General features: G+C 62.0%; 19 protein-coding genes and 1 tRNA gene. 15 read left to right on the top strand and 5 right to left on the bottom strand.

The window, feature by feature from the left end:
* Nucleotides 1-2 precede the first annotated feature (2 nt).
* From tolR to nadA, 10 genes are all read left to right on the top strand, one after another.
* Nucleotides 3-455 carry a protein TolR gene (gene tolR / locus PIN01S_RS06660; protein WP_084334619.1) on the top strand — a complete coding sequence of 151 codons (453 nt, stop codon included), beginning with the start codon at nucleotides 3-5 and terminating at the stop codon, nucleotides 453-455.
* Entirely contained in the window at nucleotides 452-1,441 is a 990-nt protein-coding gene (gene tolA, locus PIN01S_RS06655; RefSeq protein ID WP_084334618.1) for a cell envelope integrity protein TolA, read from the top strand. The genes tolR and tolA overlap by 4 nt, the downstream gene beginning before the upstream one ends.
* Nucleotides 1,438-2,736: a Tol-Pal system beta propeller repeat protein TolB gene (gene tolB / locus PIN01S_RS06650; protein WP_084334616.1), complete on the top strand. Its 1,299-nt coding sequence runs from the start codon at nucleotides 1,438-1,440 to the stop codon at nucleotides 2,734-2,736. Before tolA ends, tolB begins: the two co-directional genes overlap by 4 nt.
* A gap of 54 nt (nucleotides 2,737-2,790) precedes the next feature.
* Nucleotides 2,791-3,288, top strand: a complete 498-nt coding sequence (pal, locus tag PIN01S_RS06645; protein ID WP_084334614.1) for a peptidoglycan-associated lipoprotein Pal — start codon at nucleotides 2,791-2,793, stop codon at nucleotides 3,286-3,288.
* A gap of 6 nt (nucleotides 3,289-3,294) precedes the next feature.
* Entirely contained in the window at nucleotides 3,295-4,110 is an 816-nt protein-coding gene (gene ybgF, locus PIN01S_RS06640) for a tol-pal system protein YbgF (protein ID WP_084334612.1), read from the top strand.
* 146 nt (nucleotides 4,111-4,256) lie between these two features.
* A complete protein-coding gene (gene queE / locus PIN01S_RS06635; RefSeq protein WP_084335020.1) occupies nucleotides 4,257-4,904 on the top strand; it encodes a 7-carboxy-7-deazaguanine synthase QueE in 648 nt (215 codons plus the stop codon).
* A gap of 39 nt (nucleotides 4,905-4,943) precedes the next feature.
* Nucleotides 4,944-5,618, top strand: a complete 675-nt coding sequence (gene queC / locus PIN01S_RS06630; protein WP_084334610.1) for a 7-cyano-7-deazaguanine synthase QueC — start codon at nucleotides 4,944-4,946, stop codon at nucleotides 5,616-5,618.
* Between the two features lie 56 nt (nucleotides 5,619-5,674).
* Nucleotides 5,675-5,750, top strand: a tRNA-Lys gene (locus PIN01S_RS06625).
* A gap of 40 nt (nucleotides 5,751-5,790) precedes the next feature.
* A complete protein-coding gene (locus PIN01S_RS06620; RefSeq protein ID WP_084334608.1) occupies nucleotides 5,791-6,531 on the top strand; it encodes a lytic transglycosylase domain-containing protein in 741 nt (246 codons plus the stop codon).
* A 91-nt stretch (nucleotides 6,532-6,622) separates the two neighbouring features.
* The gene (nadA, locus tag PIN01S_RS06615; RefSeq protein WP_084334606.1) at nucleotides 6,623-7,681 is read left to right on the top strand and encodes a quinolinate synthase NadA; all 1,059 of its coding nucleotides are present in this window, start codon (nucleotides 6,623-6,625) and stop codon (nucleotides 7,679-7,681) included.
* 59 nt (nucleotides 7,682-7,740) lie between these two features.
* Here the strand turns inward: nadA and PIN01S_RS06610 are convergent, their stop codons facing one another.
* Nucleotides 7,741-9,174, bottom strand: coding sequence for a M48 family metalloprotease (locus PIN01S_RS06610; protein WP_084334605.1), 1,434 nt, complete (start codon nucleotides 9,172-9,174; stop codon nucleotides 7,741-7,743).
* A 104-nt stretch (nucleotides 9,175-9,278) separates the two neighbouring features.
* Between PIN01S_RS06610 and PIN01S_RS06605 the strand changes: the two genes are divergently transcribed.
* A complete protein-coding gene (locus PIN01S_RS06605; RefSeq protein ID WP_084334604.1) occupies nucleotides 9,279-9,530 on the top strand; it encodes a sulfurtransferase TusA family protein in 252 nt (83 codons plus the stop codon).
* A gap of 39 nt (nucleotides 9,531-9,569) precedes the next feature.
* Nucleotides 9,570-10,640: an AI-2E family transporter gene (locus PIN01S_RS06600; protein ID WP_084334603.1), complete on the top strand. Its 1,071-nt coding sequence runs from the start codon at nucleotides 9,570-9,572 to the stop codon at nucleotides 10,638-10,640.
* A 42-nt stretch (nucleotides 10,641-10,682) separates the two neighbouring features.
* On the opposite strand, the gene pyk is transcribed toward PIN01S_RS06600, so the two are convergent.
* The 3 genes from pyk to PIN01S_RS06585 form a co-directional block, all read right to left on the bottom strand.
* A complete protein-coding gene (gene pyk, locus PIN01S_RS06595) occupies nucleotides 10,683-12,134 on the bottom strand; it encodes a pyruvate kinase (RefSeq protein ID WP_084334601.1) in 1,452 nt (483 codons plus the stop codon).
* A gap of 55 nt (nucleotides 12,135-12,189) precedes the next feature.
* Nucleotides 12,190-13,116: a universal stress protein gene (locus PIN01S_RS06590; RefSeq protein ID WP_084334599.1), complete on the bottom strand. Its 927-nt coding sequence runs from the start codon at nucleotides 13,114-13,116 to the stop codon at nucleotides 12,190-12,192.
* Nucleotides 13,117-13,269: 153 nt separating this feature from the next.
* Complete coding sequence (locus PIN01S_RS06585) at nucleotides 13,270-14,070, bottom strand: tetratricopeptide repeat protein (RefSeq protein ID WP_084334597.1); 801 nt, start codon at nucleotides 14,068-14,070, stop codon at nucleotides 13,270-13,272.
* Between the two features lie 153 nt (nucleotides 14,071-14,223).
* Here PIN01S_RS06585 and PIN01S_RS06580 point away from each other — a divergent pair, with 153 nt between their 5' ends.
* The 3 genes from PIN01S_RS06580 to PIN01S_RS06570 all read left to right on the top strand — a co-directional run bounded on the left by PIN01S_RS06580 (nucleotide 14,224) and on the right by PIN01S_RS06570 (nucleotide 15,533).
* Nucleotides 14,224-14,610: a tetratricopeptide repeat protein gene (locus PIN01S_RS06580; RefSeq protein WP_084334595.1), complete on the top strand. Its 387-nt coding sequence runs from the start codon at nucleotides 14,224-14,226 to the stop codon at nucleotides 14,608-14,610.
* Between the two features lie 78 nt (nucleotides 14,611-14,688).
* Nucleotides 14,689-15,111 carry a DUF4124 domain-containing protein gene (locus PIN01S_RS06575; protein ID WP_084334593.1) on the top strand — a complete coding sequence of 141 codons (423 nt, stop codon included), beginning with the start codon at nucleotides 14,689-14,691 and terminating at the stop codon, nucleotides 15,109-15,111.
* A gap of 62 nt (nucleotides 15,112-15,173) precedes the next feature.
* Complete coding sequence (locus PIN01S_RS06570) at nucleotides 15,174-15,533, top strand: PilZ domain-containing protein (protein WP_084334591.1); 360 nt, start codon at nucleotides 15,174-15,176, stop codon at nucleotides 15,531-15,533.
* A gap of 50 nt (nucleotides 15,534-15,583) precedes the next feature.
* Here the strand turns inward: PIN01S_RS06570 and PIN01S_RS06565 are convergent, their stop codons facing one another.
* Entirely contained in the window at nucleotides 15,584-16,915 is a 1,332-nt protein-coding gene (locus PIN01S_RS06565) for a DUF58 domain-containing protein (RefSeq protein ID WP_084334589.1), read from the bottom strand.
* Nucleotides 16,916-16,951: the final 36 nt, after the last annotated feature.

Here is a 16,951-nt window from a genome sequence, read left to right as displayed (position 1 = left end):
CAATGGCTCGCATTCGCCAGAAACGCAAACCGGTCGCCGAAATGAACGTGGTGCCCTACATCGATGTGATGTTGGTGCTGCTGGTCATCTTCATGGTGACCGCGCCGATGCTCAACCAGGGCGTAAAGGTCGACCTGCCTAAAGTGAGCAGCGAAGCGCTGCCACAGGATAACAACGCCCAGGTACTGACTATCTCGATCAAGGCCGACAAGACCTATTACTGGAACATGGGCTCCGAGGTGGACACCGACACCGTACAGGACAAGGCGCTCACTCTCGAGGAAATGACCCGTGCGGTTACCGCGATCATGAATCAGGGGCGTAGCCAGGGTAAGCAGATCCAGGTATTCGTCCGCGGCGACAAGGCGGTCGACTACGGTGCGGTAATGGCTGCCATGGGCGGTCTGCAGCAGGCCGGCGTAGGCAACGTCGGGCTGATCACTGAGGCGCCCTGATGCGTCAGTTCGAACGCTCTCCTTCGGAAAGCTATTTCTGGCCCACCTTGTGGGCCATTGCGCTGCACGTGCTGGTGTTCGCCCTGCTGTTCGTCAGTTTTGCGATGACGCCGGACCTGCCGCCAGCGAAGCCGATCGTCCAGGCGACTCTCTATCAATTGAAGTCGCAGAGCCAGGCTACGACCCAGACCAACCAGAAGATCGCCGGCGAAGCGAAGAAGACCGCTGCCCGACAGTACGAAGTCGAGCAGATGGAGCAGCGCAAGGTCGAGCAGGAGCGGCAGGCCGCGGCCAAGGCGGCGGAACAAAAGAAAGCCGACGAGGCTCGAAAGGCCGAAGCCGTGAAGAAGGCGGAAGAAGCCAAGAAAGCCGAGGCGGCGAAGAAGGCCGAGGAAGCCAAGAAGGCGGCTGAGCAAAAGCAACTGGCCGATATCGCCAAGAAAAAGGCTGAGGAAGAGGCCAAGAAGAAAGCCGCCGAAGAGGCGAAAAAGAAAGCAGCGGCCGAAGCAGCCAAGAAAAAGGCTGCCGAAGAAGCCAAGAAGAAGGCGGCCGCCGAGGCGGCGAAGAAGAAAGCGGCGGCTGAAGCGGCGCGCAAATCGGCTGAGGATAAGAAGGCCCAGGCCCTTGCCGAACTGCTGTCGGAAACGACCGAGCGCCAGCAGGCGATCGCGGATACCCAAGGCGATCAAGTGGCCGGCAGCCTGGACGATCTGATCGTCAAGCTGGTCAGCGAGCAGTGGCGCCGTCCGCCGTCGGCGCGGAACGGCATGAGTGTCGAGGTGCTGATCGAAATGCTGCCCGATGGCACCATTACCAACGCGAGCGTTACCCGTTCCAGTGGCGACTCGCCATTCGATAATTCAGCTGTGGCAGCGGTGCGCAACGTCGGCCGCATACCTGAGATGCAACAGCTCGATCGCGCTACCTTCGACCGGCTTTACCGGCAGCGTCGCGTCATCTTCAAACCGGAGGATCTGGATCTGTGAACACCTTGATTCGTATTGCCCTGCTGGGCCTGGCCATGCTGGTCGGCAGCGTGCAGGCGGCTGACCCGCTGGTGGTTACCAGCGGTACGGACCGCGCCACGCCGATCGCCGTCGTTCCGTTCGGCTGGCAGGGTGGTTCGGTGCTGCCCGAGGACATGGCCGAGATCATCGGCAATGACCTGCGCAACTCCGGCAGCTTCGAGCCGATTCCGCGACAGAACATGATCAGCCTGCCGACCCAGGCCAGCGAAGTCATCTACCGTGACTGGAAAGCGCTGGGTGCGCAGTATGTTCTGGTCGGCAGCATTGTCCCGGCGGGTGGGCGCTTGCAGGTGCAGTTCGCGCTGTTCAACGTGACGACCGAGCAGCAGGTTCTTACCGGTAGCGTAGGTGGTGGTGTCGATCAGTTGCGCGACATGGCGCACCACATTGCCGATCAATCGTTCGAGAAGCTCACCGGCATCAAGGGCGCCTTCTCGACTCGCCTGCTGTACGTCACGGCCGAGCGTTTCGCGGTGAATAACACCCGCTATACCCTGCAGCGTTCGGACTATGACGGCGCCCGGGCGGTTACGCTGTTGCAATCGCGTGAGCCGATCCTATCGCCGCGCTTTGCTCCGGATGGTCGTCGTATCGCCTACGTTTCCTTCGAGCAGAAGCGTCCACGCATCTTCATCCAGCACATCGATACCGGCCGCCGCGAGCAGATCACCAACTTCGAAGGGCTGAACGGCGCACCGGCCTGGTCGCCGGAGGGCAACCGCCTGGCGTTCGTGCTGTCTCGTGATGGCAACCCGGAAATCTATGTCATGGATCTCGGCAGCCGTCAGCTGCGTCGGGTGACCAACAATGCCTCGATCGATACCGAGCCGTTCTGGGGCAAGGATGGGCAGACCATCTATTTCACCTCCGACCGTGGTGGCAAGCCGCAGATTTACAAGATGAATATCAACGGCGGTGCCGCGGAGCGGGTGACTTTCATCGGCAACTACAATGCCAACCCGAAGCTGTCGGCTGACGAAAAGACGCTGGTGATGGTGCATCGTCAGGAAGGCTTCACGGTATTCCGTGTGGCTGCCCAGGACCTGCAGCGCGGCAATCTGCGTGTTCTCTCCGAGACCAGTCTCGACGAGTCACCCACTGTTGCGCCTAATGGCACCATGCTAATCTACGCAACCCGCCAGCAGGGCCGGGGAGTCTTGATGCTCGTATCCATCAACGGCCGAGTCAGGCTCCCTCTTCCTACCGCTCAAGGCGAAGTTCGAGAGCCGTCCTGGTCCCCTTACCTGAACTGATGCGGTCCCAACCCTTCTAACACACACACCTAAGGTTTCATTAGGAGCTACACCATGGAAATGCTGAAATTCGGTAAGTTCGCTGCGCTGTCCCTGGCTTTGGCCGTTGCCGTCGGCTGTTCTTCCAAAGGCGGCGACGCCTCCGGCGAAGGCGCTGTCGACCCGAACGCCGGCTACGGTGCCAACACCGGTGCCGTCGATGGCAGCCTGAGCGAAGAAGCCGCTCTGCGCGCCATCACCACCTTCTATTTCGAGTACGACAGCTCCGACCTGAAGCCGGAAGCCATGCGCGCTCTGGACGTACACGCCAAGGACCTGAAGGGCAATGGCGCTCGCGTCGTCCTGGAAGGCCACGCTGACGAGCGCGGCACCCGTGAGTACAACATGGCTCTGGGCGAGCGTCGTGCCAAGGCCGTTCAGCGCTACCTGGTACTGCAGGGCGTTTCCCCGGCTCAGCTGGAACTGGTTTCCTACGGCGAAGAGCGTCCGGTTGCCACTGGCAACGACGAGCAGTCCTGGGCCCAGAACCGTCGCGTCGAACTGCGTAAGTAAGTCGCCATGCGTAAGTGCTGCCGTGCTTTGACCTTGTTGGCGCTCAGCCTGCCGCTCGCGGCAATGGCCGAGGTTCCTGTGGTGGATAACGATACCGGTTACGGTAGCAGTTCTTATCCTCCGGCCGGGTATGGTACGAGCGGCGCTTACGCCGCAACCGCAGCCGGGGCTTCGGCCCCGGTTTCGGCGCAGGGCGAGATGTACATGCAGATGCAGCAACTGCAGGAAGAAGTCGCCCAGTTGCGAGGCATGCTGGAAGAGCAGCAAAACGAAATCAGGAACCTCAAGCGCGAGAACCTGGAACGTTACCAGGACCTCGATCGCCGCCTTTCGAGCGGTGGTGCGCAAGGTGCCCCGAATACTCCTGCCGATGGCGCCATCAACGCTGGCGGCACACCGACTCCGCCCCCCAGTCAGGCTCCGGCAAGCAACGAGCCAGCGGACCCGGCGAAAGAGAAGTTGTACTACGAAGCGGCCTTCGACCTGATCAAGGCCAAGGACTTCGACAAGGCCAGTCAGGCATTCACCGCCTTCCTGCGCAAGTATCCGAATAGCCAGTACGCCGGGAATGCCCAGTATTGGCTGGGCGAGGTCAATCTCGCCAAGGGCGACCTGCAAGGTGCCGGACAGGCGTTCGCGAGGGTCAGCCAGGCGTATCCGCAGCACGCCAAGGTGCCCGATTCGCTGTACAAGCTGGCCGATGTAGAGCGCCGTCTGGGTAATAACGACAAGGCCCGCGGCATTCTTCAGCAAGTCATTTCCCAGTATCCGGGCAGCTCGGCAGCCCAATTGGCCCAGCGCGACCTGCAGAACCTGCGTTAAGCAGTCATCGGGGCTGGGAGCCCGTTGAGCCGATCGCCTGCGATCAGAAAACCCGCACCTGCTGCGGGTTTTTTCGTTAGAATCGCCACCCCTTATTCCCGCAACGGAGGCGGATGGCCTGTTTCGCCGTCACGCCCGTGGCTGATATGCAAGAAACCCTGCGAATTACCGAGATTTTCTACTCGCTGCAGGGGGAGACGCGCACCGCCGGTTTGCCGACGGTGTTCGTTCGCCTGACCGGCTGTCCCCTGCGCTGTCAATATTGCGATACCGCCTACGCGTTCAGCGGCGGCGAAATCATGACCCTCGATGCCATTCTCGAGCGCGTTGCCAGCTATAAGCCGCGTTATGTCTGTGTGACCGGTGGCGAGCCGTTGGCCCAACCCAACTGTATCCCGCTGCTCGAGCGGCTCTGCGATGCCGGCTACGAGGTTTCCCTGGAAACCAGCGGGGCTTTGGATATCGCCGGCGTGGATTCGCGGGTCAGCCGGGTCGTCGATCTGAAGACGCCGGGTTCGGCTGAGGTCGCTCGCAACCGCTACGAGAATCTCGGCCTGATCAACCGTAACGACCAAGTGAAGTTCGTGCTCTGCTCGCGAGAGGATTACGACTGGGCGGTTTCCAAACTGATCGAGTATCGCTTGGATCAGCGTGCCGGTGAGGTGCTGTTCTCGCCCAGTCACCATGAACTGGATGCGCGTTCGCTGGCCGATTGGATCGTCAGCGATAACCTGCCGGTACGCTTGCAACTGCAACTGCACAAACTTCTCTGGAACGATGAGCCTGGGCACTGACAGGCCCGAAATTCATCGCTGTTCGTTGGGGATTTCGATATGAATGAAAAGAAGGCGGTCATTCTTCTGTCCGGTGGCCTCGATTCGGCGACGGTCGTCGCCCTGGCACGTGCCCAGGGGTACGCCTGCTACAGCATGAGCTTCGACTATGGCCAACGGCACCGCGCCGAGTTGAAGGCGGCCGAGCGTGTGGCGCGGCAGCTCGGCGTGATCGAGCACAAGGTCGTCGGCCTCAACCTCAATGGTATCGGCGGTTCGGCCCTGACCGACGAGTCCATCGCCGTACCGGAAAGCCCGACCGAAGGCATCCCGGTGACCTATGTGCCGGCGCGCAATACGGTGTTCCTGGCGCTCGCGCTGGGTTGGGCCGAAGTATTGGGAGCGAGGGATATCTTCATCGGGGTCAATGCGGTCGATTATTCGGGGTATCCCGATTGCCGTCCCGAGTTCATCGAGGCCTTCGAGCGGATGGCCAACCTGGCGACCAAGGCTGGAGTGGAGGGGCAGGGCTTTCGCATCCAGGCTCCGCTGCAGAATCTGAGCAAGGCCGACATCATCCAGGCCGGTGTTCGACACGGCGTCGACTATGCTCTTACGGTGTCCTGCTACCAGGCCGACGAAGCGGGTAATGCCTGTGGCAAATGCGACAGTTGCCGCCTGCGCGCGGCAGGTTTTTCGGCGGCTGGTGTGGCCGATCCGACCCGTTATCGCTAAAAATTTCGTTGGGGTGTTGATTTCCTGAATAAAATCAGTATCATGCGCTCCGCATTGGGTCGTTAGCTCAGTCGGTAGAGCAGTTGGCTTTTAACCAATTGGTCGTAGGTTCGAATCCTACACGACCCACCATCTCAAGCTTCCGCGGAAGCTCGGAAAGCCGGAAACAGCGATGTTTCCGGCTTTTTCGTTTTCTGCGTTCAAGAATCTCCCGTCGGCACGGCATTCATCGCTTCATCTCTTCTCTTCGGCGGTCAAGGCGAACCGCACCGCTCAGGAAACCACTCACCTGCTGTCGGTTGTCCTGCGAATCGGGACAACCTCCAGGCGACGCGTAGATGGCTTCATCGAGAAGAAAGGGAGGTGGCATATGTCGGCAGGCACAATCAGGCGATCGGTCTTATGTAGGCTTCTCGGCCGAACGCTGACACTGATATTGCTTCTGCCCGGCGTGGCGGGGGCGTCATTGATGGACCAGGCTGCGAGCAGGGGGCGAATCGAAGAGATCGTCGACATGCTGGCGGAGATCTACGAGGTCGATCCGATGCTGGTCATGGCGGTGATAGAAGCGGAATCCTCGTTCGATCAACGCGCTGTATCGCCGAAAGGGGCGGTTGGTCTGATGCAGGTAATTCCTTCGACGGCGGAGCGTTTCGGTATCGAGCGGCATCGTGGGCAGACCATGGCTCAGACACTGACCGATCCGTTCGCCAATATCCTGGCCGGGACGCTCTACCTGGCCTACCTGAACGAGAAGTTCGAGGAGGACCCGGAGCTGGTCCTCGCGGCCTATAACGCCGGTGAAGGTGCGGTGATGAAATATCAGTACCAGGTACCGCCGTATCCCGAGACGCAGCATTACGTGAGAAAGGTCATGCGGCGCTATTCACTGCTCGCCGGCCTGGACGAATGATCCTGCGGGACGGGCGGCCTTTCCTGTGCTCCAGTGGCTCGGTGGTATACTCCTAGGCCGCGATGCAGATGCCGCAGGTCTTTGAGTAGAAATGACGCAGATTTCCGAACGCCTTTTGGTACAGGCCCACCTTGCCGCCAAGCAGCCCAAGCCGCTGACTCCCGAGGAGGAGGCCCATTACCGCAGCGAGATCGCCGCTGAGCTGAAAAAGCAGAACGCGGTCCTGGTTGCGCACTATTACTGCGATCCGGTGATCCAGGCTCTGGCGGAAGAGACTGGCGGCTGTGTTTCCGACTCCCTGGAGATGGCCCGCTTCGGCAGCCAGAATTCGGCACAAACCTTGGTGGTGGCCGGTGTCAAGTTCATGGGCGAGACCGCGAAAATCCTCAATCCGGAAAAGCGCATTCTCATGCCGACCCTGGAGGCGACCTGTTCGCTCGACCTGGGCTGCCCGGTGGAAGAGTTCTCGGCGTTCTGCGACCAGCATCCCGAACGTACCGTGGTTGTCTATGCCAATACCTCGGCGGCGGTGAAGGCGCGCGCGGACTGGGTGGTGACCTCCAGTTGCGCCCTGGAAATCGTCGAAAGCCTGATGGATAACGGCGAAAAGATCATCTGGGCGCCGGATAAGCACCTGGGGCGCTATATCCAACGTGAAACCGGTGCGGACATGCTGCTCTGGGACGGTGCCTGCATCGTCCACGAGGAGTTCAAGGCCAAGCAGCTCGAGGACATGAAGGCGCTCTATCCGGACGCTGCCGTACTGGTGCACCCCGAGTCGCCTGAAGCCGTGATCGAACTGGCTGACGCGGTGGGCTCCACCAGCCAATTGATCAAGGCTGCGCAGACGCTGCCGAACCCGACTTTCATCGTCGCCACCGACCGCGGCATTTTCTATAAGATGCAGCAGCTCTGCCCGGACAAGACGTTCATCGAGGCACCCACTGCCGGCAACGGCGCCGCCTGTCGGAGCTGTGCCCACTGCCCCTGGATGGCCATGAACACCCTGGAGCGCGTCCTGAAATCGTTGCGCGAAGGCAGCAACGAAATTCTGGTCGACCCGGCACTGATTCCCAGGGCGGTGAAACCGCTCAAGCGCATGCTGGACTTCACCCAGGCGGCGCGGATGAAATTGGCGGGTAACGCCTGACGGCCTCCAAACAAAAAGCCCGGCCATGAGAGCCGGGCTTTTTGTTAGTGGATGTGCACTCAGCGCATCATATCCTTCACCATCTTCTGTTCCTCCATCAGCTCCTTCTGCCGGGCATCGATCCGCGAGGCGAGCTGGAAGTTGCCATTGCTCCGCCGTTTGGCGAAGTCGAGTTGCTCGATGGCTTGGTCGTAATCGCCAACCAGGGCGAAGAATTCCGCCCGGGCCTGGTGCAGGCCGACGATATTGCCGGACAATCCACGGGTTTCGGCAACCAGATACCAGATGTCTGGGTCGTGTGGCCGGCTCTTCAAGAGCTCATCCAGCGCCTTCTCCGCCTGTTGCGGCTGGTTCTGCTTGAGCAGCAGATCGATCCGCGCCTGTTTCAAGGGATAGTTACCGGGGAAGAGGCCGAGCAGGTGATCCACGCGCTTCTGGGCGTCGGCTAGGCGATTGGCGGTGATATCCAGGTCGACCATCGCCAGGTTGTAGACGATGTCCTCCGGGGCCTTCTGCAGAAGCGCTTCGAGGTTGGTGCGCGCTTCGTTGAGTTGCCCGGCCTTGGTCTGGGCGATCGCCAGGCCGTAGCGGGCGGCATCCAGCTTGGGGTTCTCGTCGAGCATGGTGCGGAAGCGCTTGGCGGCCATGCCCGGGGTTTCCTCGTAGCTCAACTGCACGCGAGCGCGCATCAACTGGTAGCGCAGGCTGTCTTCGGCGCCGCCGGCCTGGTATTGCTCGGCGCGGTTGCGGGTGTCGGCGATACGCGACTCGGTCACCGGGTGGGTCAGCAGGAACTCTGGCGGCTTGCGGTCGTAGCGATACTGGCGCATCAGTCGCTCGAACATGCTCGGCATGGCCCGTGGATCGTAGCCGGCCTTTTCCAGATTGAGAATGCCGATGCGGTCGGCTTCCTGTTCGTTCTGCCGCGAAAAGCGCCGCTGCTCTTGGATGGCCGCGGCCTGGGTCGAGGCAATGGCGGCGATCCCCGCATCGCCGGCACCGGCCGCTGCGGCCACGATCCCCGCCAGCATGGCGGCCATCATCGGAACCTGCATGCGCTTCTGCGCTTCCAGATTACGGGCGAAGTGCCGTTGCGACAGGTGTGCCAGTTCGTGGGCGAGAACCGACGCGTATTCGGCTTCGGTCTGGGCATAGAGGAACAGGCCGCCGTTGACGCCGATGATTCCGCCGGGTGCGGCGAAGGCGTTCAATTGGGGGCTGTTGAGCAGGACGAACTCCAGGCGGCGGTCCTGCAGCTGGCTGGTTTCGGCCAGACGGTAGACGCTGGTTTCGACGAAATCCTTGAGTTGAGGGTCGGACAGTTGATCGACCTGCCCACGCAGAAGGCTCAACCAGGCCCGGCCGAGCTGATGTTCCTGCTCCGGCGAGACGATGGCCGAACTGGCATCGCCGAGCGACGGCAGGTCGCTGGCGGGTGCGGGCAGAGCAAGCAGGCAGGCGAGCGACAGCAGAGTGGGGCGCAGAAAATTCATGCACAGGGCTCGTAACGGCAAAGCTGCTACTTTAGCCGGGCCTTTGGTCAACTGGCCAGGGCCGCGCCGCCTTCGGTATCCTAGCCACTTGCCTGGAGATGACTATGAACGACGCTGTAGAGCGGGCCGTCGCCTGCGATGCCGAGCTGGATGCCAGCGGGCTGAATTGTCCGTTGCCCCTGCTCAAGGCCAAGCTGGAACTGAATCGCCTGCCGAGTGGAGCGGTGCTGAAGGTAACGGCGACCGATGCCGGTTCGCAGCGCGACTTCCGTGCTTTCGCCAAACTGGCCGGGCATGAACTGTTGCGTGAGGAGGTCGAAGACGAGGTCTATCGCTACTGGTTGCGCAAGGCCTGATTCATCCCGCCGATTGCCGTTCCCGTCCAAGGAATTCTGATGGTCAAGGTGCTCCGTGATTGGGTGCAGCGCTACTTCTCCGATGAGGAGGCGGTGGTGCTGGCCGTACTGTTGGTTCTGAGTTTTACCGCCGTGCTGACGCTGGGCGATATGCTGGCGCCGGTATTGGCCGGTCTGGTGCTGGCGTTCCTGATGCAGGGACTGGTGAATGCGCTGGAACGCCTGCATCTGCCACAGATCGCTGCGGTCTGGCTGGTGTTTGCATTGTTCATCGGCGTGCTGGCGCTGTTCATGCTGGTGCTCGTGCCGCTGCTCTGGCAGCAGTTGATCACGCTGTTCAATGAGTTGCCGCGCATGCTCGGCGAATGGCAGTCGCTTCTGTTGCTGTTGCCGGAGCGTTATCCCCATCTGGTCACGAACGAACAGGTGCTGCAGGCCATCGAGGCGGCGCGTGGCGAAATCGGCAAGTTCGGCCAGTGGCTATTGACGTTTTCCCTGTCGAGTCTGCCGATACTGGTCAACGTCATGATCTATTTGGTTCTGGTGCCGATTCTGGTGTTCTTCTTCCTCAAGGATCGCGCCCTGATCGCTGGTTGGCTCAGCGGCTACCTGCCGCGCGAGCGAGCCTTGATGACCCAGGTCGCCCGTGAGATGAACCAGCAGATCGCCAACTACATCCGCGGCAAGGTCATCGAGATCATCATCTGCGGTGTGGTGACCTACATCGCCTTCGCTGCCCTCGGCCTGAACTATGCCGCATTGCTGGCGCTGCTGGTGGGGTTCTCGGTGATCGTGCCCTATATCGGCGCGGTGGTGGTCACCGTGCCGGTTGCCCTCATTGCATTGTTCCAGTGGGGCTGGGGCGATCAGTTCATCTATCTGATGGCGGTCTATGGCGTGATCCAGGCATTGGATGGCAACGTGCTGGTCCCTCTGTTGTTCTCCGAGGCGGTGAACCTGCATCCGGTGGCGATTATCTGTGCGGTTCTGCTGTTCGGAGGCCTTTGGGGCTTCTGGGGCGTGTTTTTCGCCATCCCGCTGGCCACCCTGTTCAAGGCGGTTCTGGATGCCTGGCCGCGCACGGTTGCGTCTCCGGACGCTAGCGTCTGAAAGAAAAGGCCGCGAATGCGGCCTTTTTCATGTGGGTGTCGCTCAGACGAGCGGGTCGCCGACATGCAGGATCTTCATGGTGTTGGTACCGCCGGTGCCGTGATAACGGTCGCCTTTGGTCAGTACTACCCAGTCCCCCGGTTCTACCACGCCGCGCTTGAGCAGTTCGTCGACCGCCGCCTGGCTGACCTTGTCGGCCGGTAGCGAGGCCGGATCGAAGGGAACGGTGTAGACGCCACGGAACAGTGCCACCCGGGCCTGGGCCTCCCGGTGCGGAGTGAAGGCGAAGATCGGTACGGCGGAACGGATACGCGACATGATCAGCGGGCTGTAGCCGCTTTCCGTCAGGCTGATGATGGCCTTCACGCCGGGGAAGTGGTTGGCGGTGTACATCGCCGCCAGGGCCACGCTTTCGTCGCAGCGCTGGAAGCGCTGGCCCAGGCGATGGCTGGACTTCTGGCTGGTGGGGTGTTTTTCCGCACCGACGCAGACACGCGCCATGGCTTTCACCGCCTCCACCGGATAGGCACCGGCGGCGCTTTCGGCGGAGAGCATCACCGCATCCGTGTAGTCCAGGGCAGCGTTGGCTACGTCGGAGACCTCGGCGCGAGTGGGCATCGGGTTGGTGATCATCGACTCCATCATCTGGGTGGCGGTGATCACGGCCTTGTTGTTGCGGCGGGCATGCAGAATGATCTTTTTCTGGATGCCGACCAGCTCGGCGTCGCCGATTTCCACGCCGAGGTCACCACGTGCCACCATCACGGCGTCGCTGGCGCGAATCAGCCCGTCGAGGGTTTCGTCGTCGGCCACCGCTTCGGCGCGTTCGATCTTCGCCACCAGCCAGGCGGTGCCGCCGGCCTCGTCGCGCAGACGACGGGCGAGCTCCATGTCGGCCGCATCGCGGGGGAAAGACACGGCGAGATAATCCAGATCCATTTCCGCAGCCAGCTTGATATCGGCCTTGTCCTTGGGCGTCAACGCGGGAGCGGTCAGGCCGCCACCGCGACGGTTGATACCCTTGTGATCGGACAGCGGGCCGCCGATCAGCACGGTGCAGATCAACTCATCCGCTGTCTTGTCGTCGACGCGCATGACCACGCGGCCATCGTCCAGCAGCAGCTCATCGCCGACGCCGCAGTCGTTGATCAGATCGGGGTAATCGATACCCACCACGTCCTGGGTACCGGCATCGCGCGGATGAGTGACGGAGAAGCGGAAGCGATCGCCTTCGGCCAGCTCGATGCGTTTGTCGGCGAACTTGGCGATGCGGATCTTCGGCCCTTGCAGATCACCGAGCAGCGCGACGAAGCGACCGTGCTTGGCGGCCAGTTCGCGCACCAGGCGGGCGCGCGCCTTGTGTTCGTCCGGAGTGCCGTGGGAGAAGTTCAGGCGGGCGACATCGATGCCGGCGAGAATCAGCTTTTCCAGCACTTCCGGGGAATTGCTGGCAGGGCCTAGAGTGGCGACGATCTTGGTACGGCGCAGGGTCATGCAAGGGCTCCTTAATTGACGCAGACCCGGAGGCTACTACGCCGGAACCCTGTAGTCATTGTTCCTCTGCACTACCTTCGTTTTCGGCTCTAAGCACCAGCAGATCGCATTCCACGGCCTCCAGAACCCGCTCGGCAGTGTTCCCGATCAAGGCGGTATCCAGGCTGCCGCGAGCGACCGCCCCCATCATCAGCAGGTCGATCTCCTGCTCGCGAACGAAGCGTGGGATCACCTCTTCGGCAAAGCCTTCCAGCAGGTGAGTATTGGGCAGTGGGATGGGGTATTGGCTGAGGAGCTGTTCGAACGCTTCGCGATGCTGGGTGGCACAGCGCTCGACATAATGTTCGTAATCGGCGACCAGTTCGGCATCGAAGACCAGGGTCCGTGGCAGCGGGGCGTAGCTGTGCAGGTAGTGCGCCTCGAGATCGAGCTGTTCGCCGAGTTCGCGGGCGGCGGCGATCAGCCGGTGGTCGAGGTTGGCCGGCTTGTCGGCGCTGTGCAGCGGATCGAGAGCGGCGCACAGGCGCCGTCCCTGCCATTTGCCATGGTGCACGAGCCAGAGCGGCGATGAACTGTGGCGAATCAGTTGCCAGCAGGTGTTGGTCAGGAACAGGCGTTTGAACAGACCTTGGTTGCGGGCGGACTTGAAGACCAGGTCGGGCTTCAGTTCGGCGATGCGCGTCAGGATCATACGGTGCAGTGGTTTGCCCCAGCGGACTTCCAGCTCGACGTCGACACCCGCACTGCGTAGCGGCGCGGCCAGTTGCTCCAGCCATTGGCGGCGATGTTCGAGGAAGGAGGTGCGGTTCTTCTCCAGCGACGAGCCGTCGAACCACAGGCCGTTGTCCAGGGTGGCATTGAATTCGCAGAGCAACAGCTCCATCGAGGCGCCGCTTTTCCGGGCCAGCATCGTGGCGCGTTCCAGTGCCGGCTGGGCGTCCTGGGAGGGGTCGATGACGACCAGCAACTGGTGTAGTTTCATCGCGGCATTCCTCGGCTGTGGGTCGCTGGCATTGCACCTCAGTTACCCGACACACTGCTTGACCTGGATCACGCCGGGCTGTGTTCAATAAAGCCCTTTTGAGGCCGCTGCTCAAGCCGAAGAGGGCGGAGGGCGACAGACGCTGCACAGGCGTCAGGGCGCGGTCTGGTTCAACGCCTGATCCAGATGGCGGGAGGCCTTGCCGGCCAGGTTGCTGTCGGGGAACTGCACCAGGAGCCGTCGAAAGTAGGCTATCGCCTTGTCGCGGCTGGCCTTGGGATTGTCCGGCGCCTGATACATCAGCCCCAACTGGTACAGCGCCCGCTCCTTGATGTCGCGCGGTACGCCGGGGTCGCCCAGGGCCAGCAAATAAAGCTCCTCCGCCTCGGCGACCCGGTCCTTGAGGACTGCGCGACGGGAAAGTAGGGTCATGTCCGGGTCCAGGCTGGGCTTGTTGAGATCCAGGTTCTGTTGTGGCTGCCAGTGGGCGAGCAATTCGCGGGAGGTCTTCTGCACCGGCTCTTCGGCGCGCGTGCGGATGACCAGGATGCGGGCTTCGGCCCGCTCTGCCGCCCGCGTGCTCGGGAATTCGTTCAGCACGCGATGCAGGTATGTCAGCGCCTTGTTGTCGTCCCGCTCGTCGTTATAACGGTTCATATAAATCAGGCCGATCTGGTAGAGGGCGATGGCCCTGACTTCGGGGCTGAGTTTCTCGTCATGGTAACCGCTGAGGTAAAGCGACTCCGCTTGTGCGCTCTTGGCGTCGCGGATGGCCATGGCGCTGTAGGTGAATAGATCACCTTCCTCCTCGACGGCAGCCGTCATGCGATTGGTCTTCAGATTCTTGTACTCGACCACTTCCTGGGTGGTGATCTGGGCGATGAACAGCGGCGTGGTGGGCGAGCAGCCGGCGAGCAGGGCGAGGACGAGGAGGCTGAATCGGGCTGGACGCATGATGTTTCCTGGGCCTGGAGAGGTGTTGGCAGTCTAGCAGTGCCCCCAGCAGACCAGGGCACGCTGCCAGCACGACCCATCGGAGGTTATGCTTCGGCACCACCACTGAAGAAATCCCGAGCGCCGTCGATACCCTTGACGGAGGAATTGCCCATGCGAACCCTGATCATTCTGGCCTTGCTGGTGTCCGGTGCCGGTTGCACCCGCTGGTCTCTGGATCACCATCTGAACAATGCGTATCGCTATTACGAAGATGACGATTGCGAGCGCGTGATGCTGGAGCTGTCCCAGGCCGAGCGCCGCAGCCGCTCGCGCAGCTACCTGCAGCCGGAAATCTCGCTGCTGCGCGGCCAGTGTCTCGAGCGGCAGAAACTGTTCGTCGACGCCGCTCAGACCTACCAGTTCATCATCGTCCGCTATCCGACCAGCGAATATGCCTACCGCGCCCGCGCGCGCCTGGAGACATTGAGGCAGCTCGGCCATTATCATGCGGACGAGCCGGTCAGGGCGGTACCCGCTGCTGCCGCGCCGCGTTCCTGATGGCGACCGCCGGTCGACCCGCAACGGGCGACGGCATCCGGTCCGCACTAAGCTGAGATTGCCCCATGGAGGATAGGCATGCGTCACCTACTGTTCTGCGTTCTGTTGCTGCCGGGGTTGGCGGCCGCAGAGATTTATCGGTGGACCGATGCCCAGGGGCGTGTGCATTTCGGTGAGCGTCCGCCGGCCGGTGCCGAGCAGATCGAAGTCAAGCCGCAGGTAGTCGAGCGCGACGATGCGACGCGCGAGCGCGAGGCCCGCGCCGCGAAGGTTTTCGATGCCCGCCGACAGGAGCAGGCCCAGGCCACGTCCGAAGCGGCCGAGCAGCGTGCCCGGCGCGACAAGGAGTGTCGGCGATTGCGCAGCGACTTGGCGCAGATTGAGCGAGGTGGGCGCTACTTCACTGAAACCGCACAAGGTGAAAGGGTTTACTACAGCGACGACGAAATCGCTACCGCTCGTCGTCGTCTTCAGGCCCAGATAACAGAACGTTGCGGTTAATGCTGGCCTTTCCCGTGGTAGTGCGGCCATACTCAACTGGCCAACAATAGCGATCTGCCACTATGCGCACTCAACGACGAATCGAGCGCCATCAGTTGCCTTACTACCTGAAGGTGTTCAACCGCATCACCGATAAACCGATGGGCTACATCGGGAATGTTTCGATTGACGGCATGATGCTGATCAGTCAGCTACCCATGCTCGTGGGCGCGCGTTTCGACATGCGCCTGAAGATTCCGGGGCAGGACGGCCAGGTTCACCACATCGACTTCTTCGCTACCTGCCAGTGGAGCCGCGAAGACGTCAATCCCGGGCATTATGATTCAGGCTTTTCTCTGGTGGTCCCGCCACCGGAGTATGTCGAACTGGTCGAAGCCCTGCGTTATTACTTCACCTTTCGTCCGCTAGCCGCTTCGGCCTGAGCCAAGAAAAAAGCCGGACTTGTCCGGCTTTCGTCTTTCACAAGAGGGCGCTACAGGACGCCGGCCTTCTTCCAGGCCAGGTAACGGCTGACCAGTTCAGGGCCGAGCTGGCTCGGTCGCGCATCCAGAACCGGCATGCCATGTGCCGTGAGGCGCTCGTGCAGGCTGGCGCGGGCGTTCAGGTAATCCACGGCACCGCAGTAGTCCAACGCCTGCTCGTAGTGTTGCACCGGCGTTTGGCGCAGGCTGTCGAGCACTTCCTCCCGCAGGCTGGCGATCAGCACGCGGTGTTGGCGACCGAGCCGCTTGACCGCGTTGAGCAGTTCTTCGTCATCCTCGTCTCGCAGGTTGGTCACCAGCACGACCAGGGCCCGCCGTCGCTGTCGGGCGAGCAGTTTGTCGACGGCCGCGGAGAAATCCGCCGGCAGTCGGGTGCTCTGCAAGTCATAGACCGCATTCAACAAGACGTTCAGTTGGGCCGGGCCTTTCACTGGGGCCAAGTAGCGATCCTGGACGCCAGCGAAGGTGGCCAGCCCCACGGCGTCGCCCTGGCGGAGAGCCACATAGCTCAGCAGCAGGCAGGCGTTGAGCGCGTGGTCGAAATGCGCCAGTTCGCCATCCTGGCTGCGCATGCGCCGGCCGCAGTCGATCAGGAAGACGATCTGCTGGTCGCGTTCGTCTTGGTATTCCCGGGCGATCGGCATGCGTTTCCGCGCCGTGGCCTTCCAGTCGATCTGCCGCAGGCTGTCGCCATCGCGGAATTCGCGTAACTGATGGAACTCCAGGCCCAGGCCGCGCCGTGGCCGCTGACGGACACCGAGCTGGCTCAGCCAGTCGTCCACGGCCATCAGCTGGGCGCCATAGAGGCGGGCGAAGTCCGGGTAGACGCGGGTCTCGCCGGGCAGCTCCAAGTAGCGGCGGCCATGCCAGAGGCGCAGCGGGCTGGGAAGCAGCAGCTCGCAGCGGGGGAAGTGGAAATGACCACGCGCCAAGGGGCGGACGCGATAGCCGAAGTCGGTCCGTTCGCCGGGGCGTAGCTCGACGCGCTGCGGCAGGTATTCGAGGGCCATGCCGTCGGGGACGTGATCGAACACTTCGATGACGGTGGGCTGTGAAAAATCATGATGCAGGCTCAGCCGTACTTCGCTCCAGCGACCCAGCGGCAGGTTGCCGGGCAGCAGGCGTTCAGCCCGGGGAATGGGCAACCGGCGTAGCCAGAGCGCATCGGCGACGGCCGCCAGCAGCAGTGCGCAGAGGGCGCCCCACCAGATCAGGGCCAGCGTCTGCGGTAGCTTGATGGCCAGGGCATGCAGCGTGCCGAGCAGGATGGCGAGCGCCAGCAGCGCACCGAGCAGCACCAGCAATGTGCGTGATGGCTTCATGTCGGTTCGATTCGCCCTGAAATGCCTGACAAGGAA

The organism is Pseudomonas indica NBRC 103045 (assembly GCF_002091635.1).
Classification (GTDB): Bacteria; Pseudomonadota; Gammaproteobacteria; order Pseudomonadales; family Pseudomonadaceae; genus Pseudomonas_M; species Pseudomonas_M indica.
Note: the sequence above shows the minus strand (reverse complement) of the source record. Positions and strands in the feature narration are given on the sequence as shown.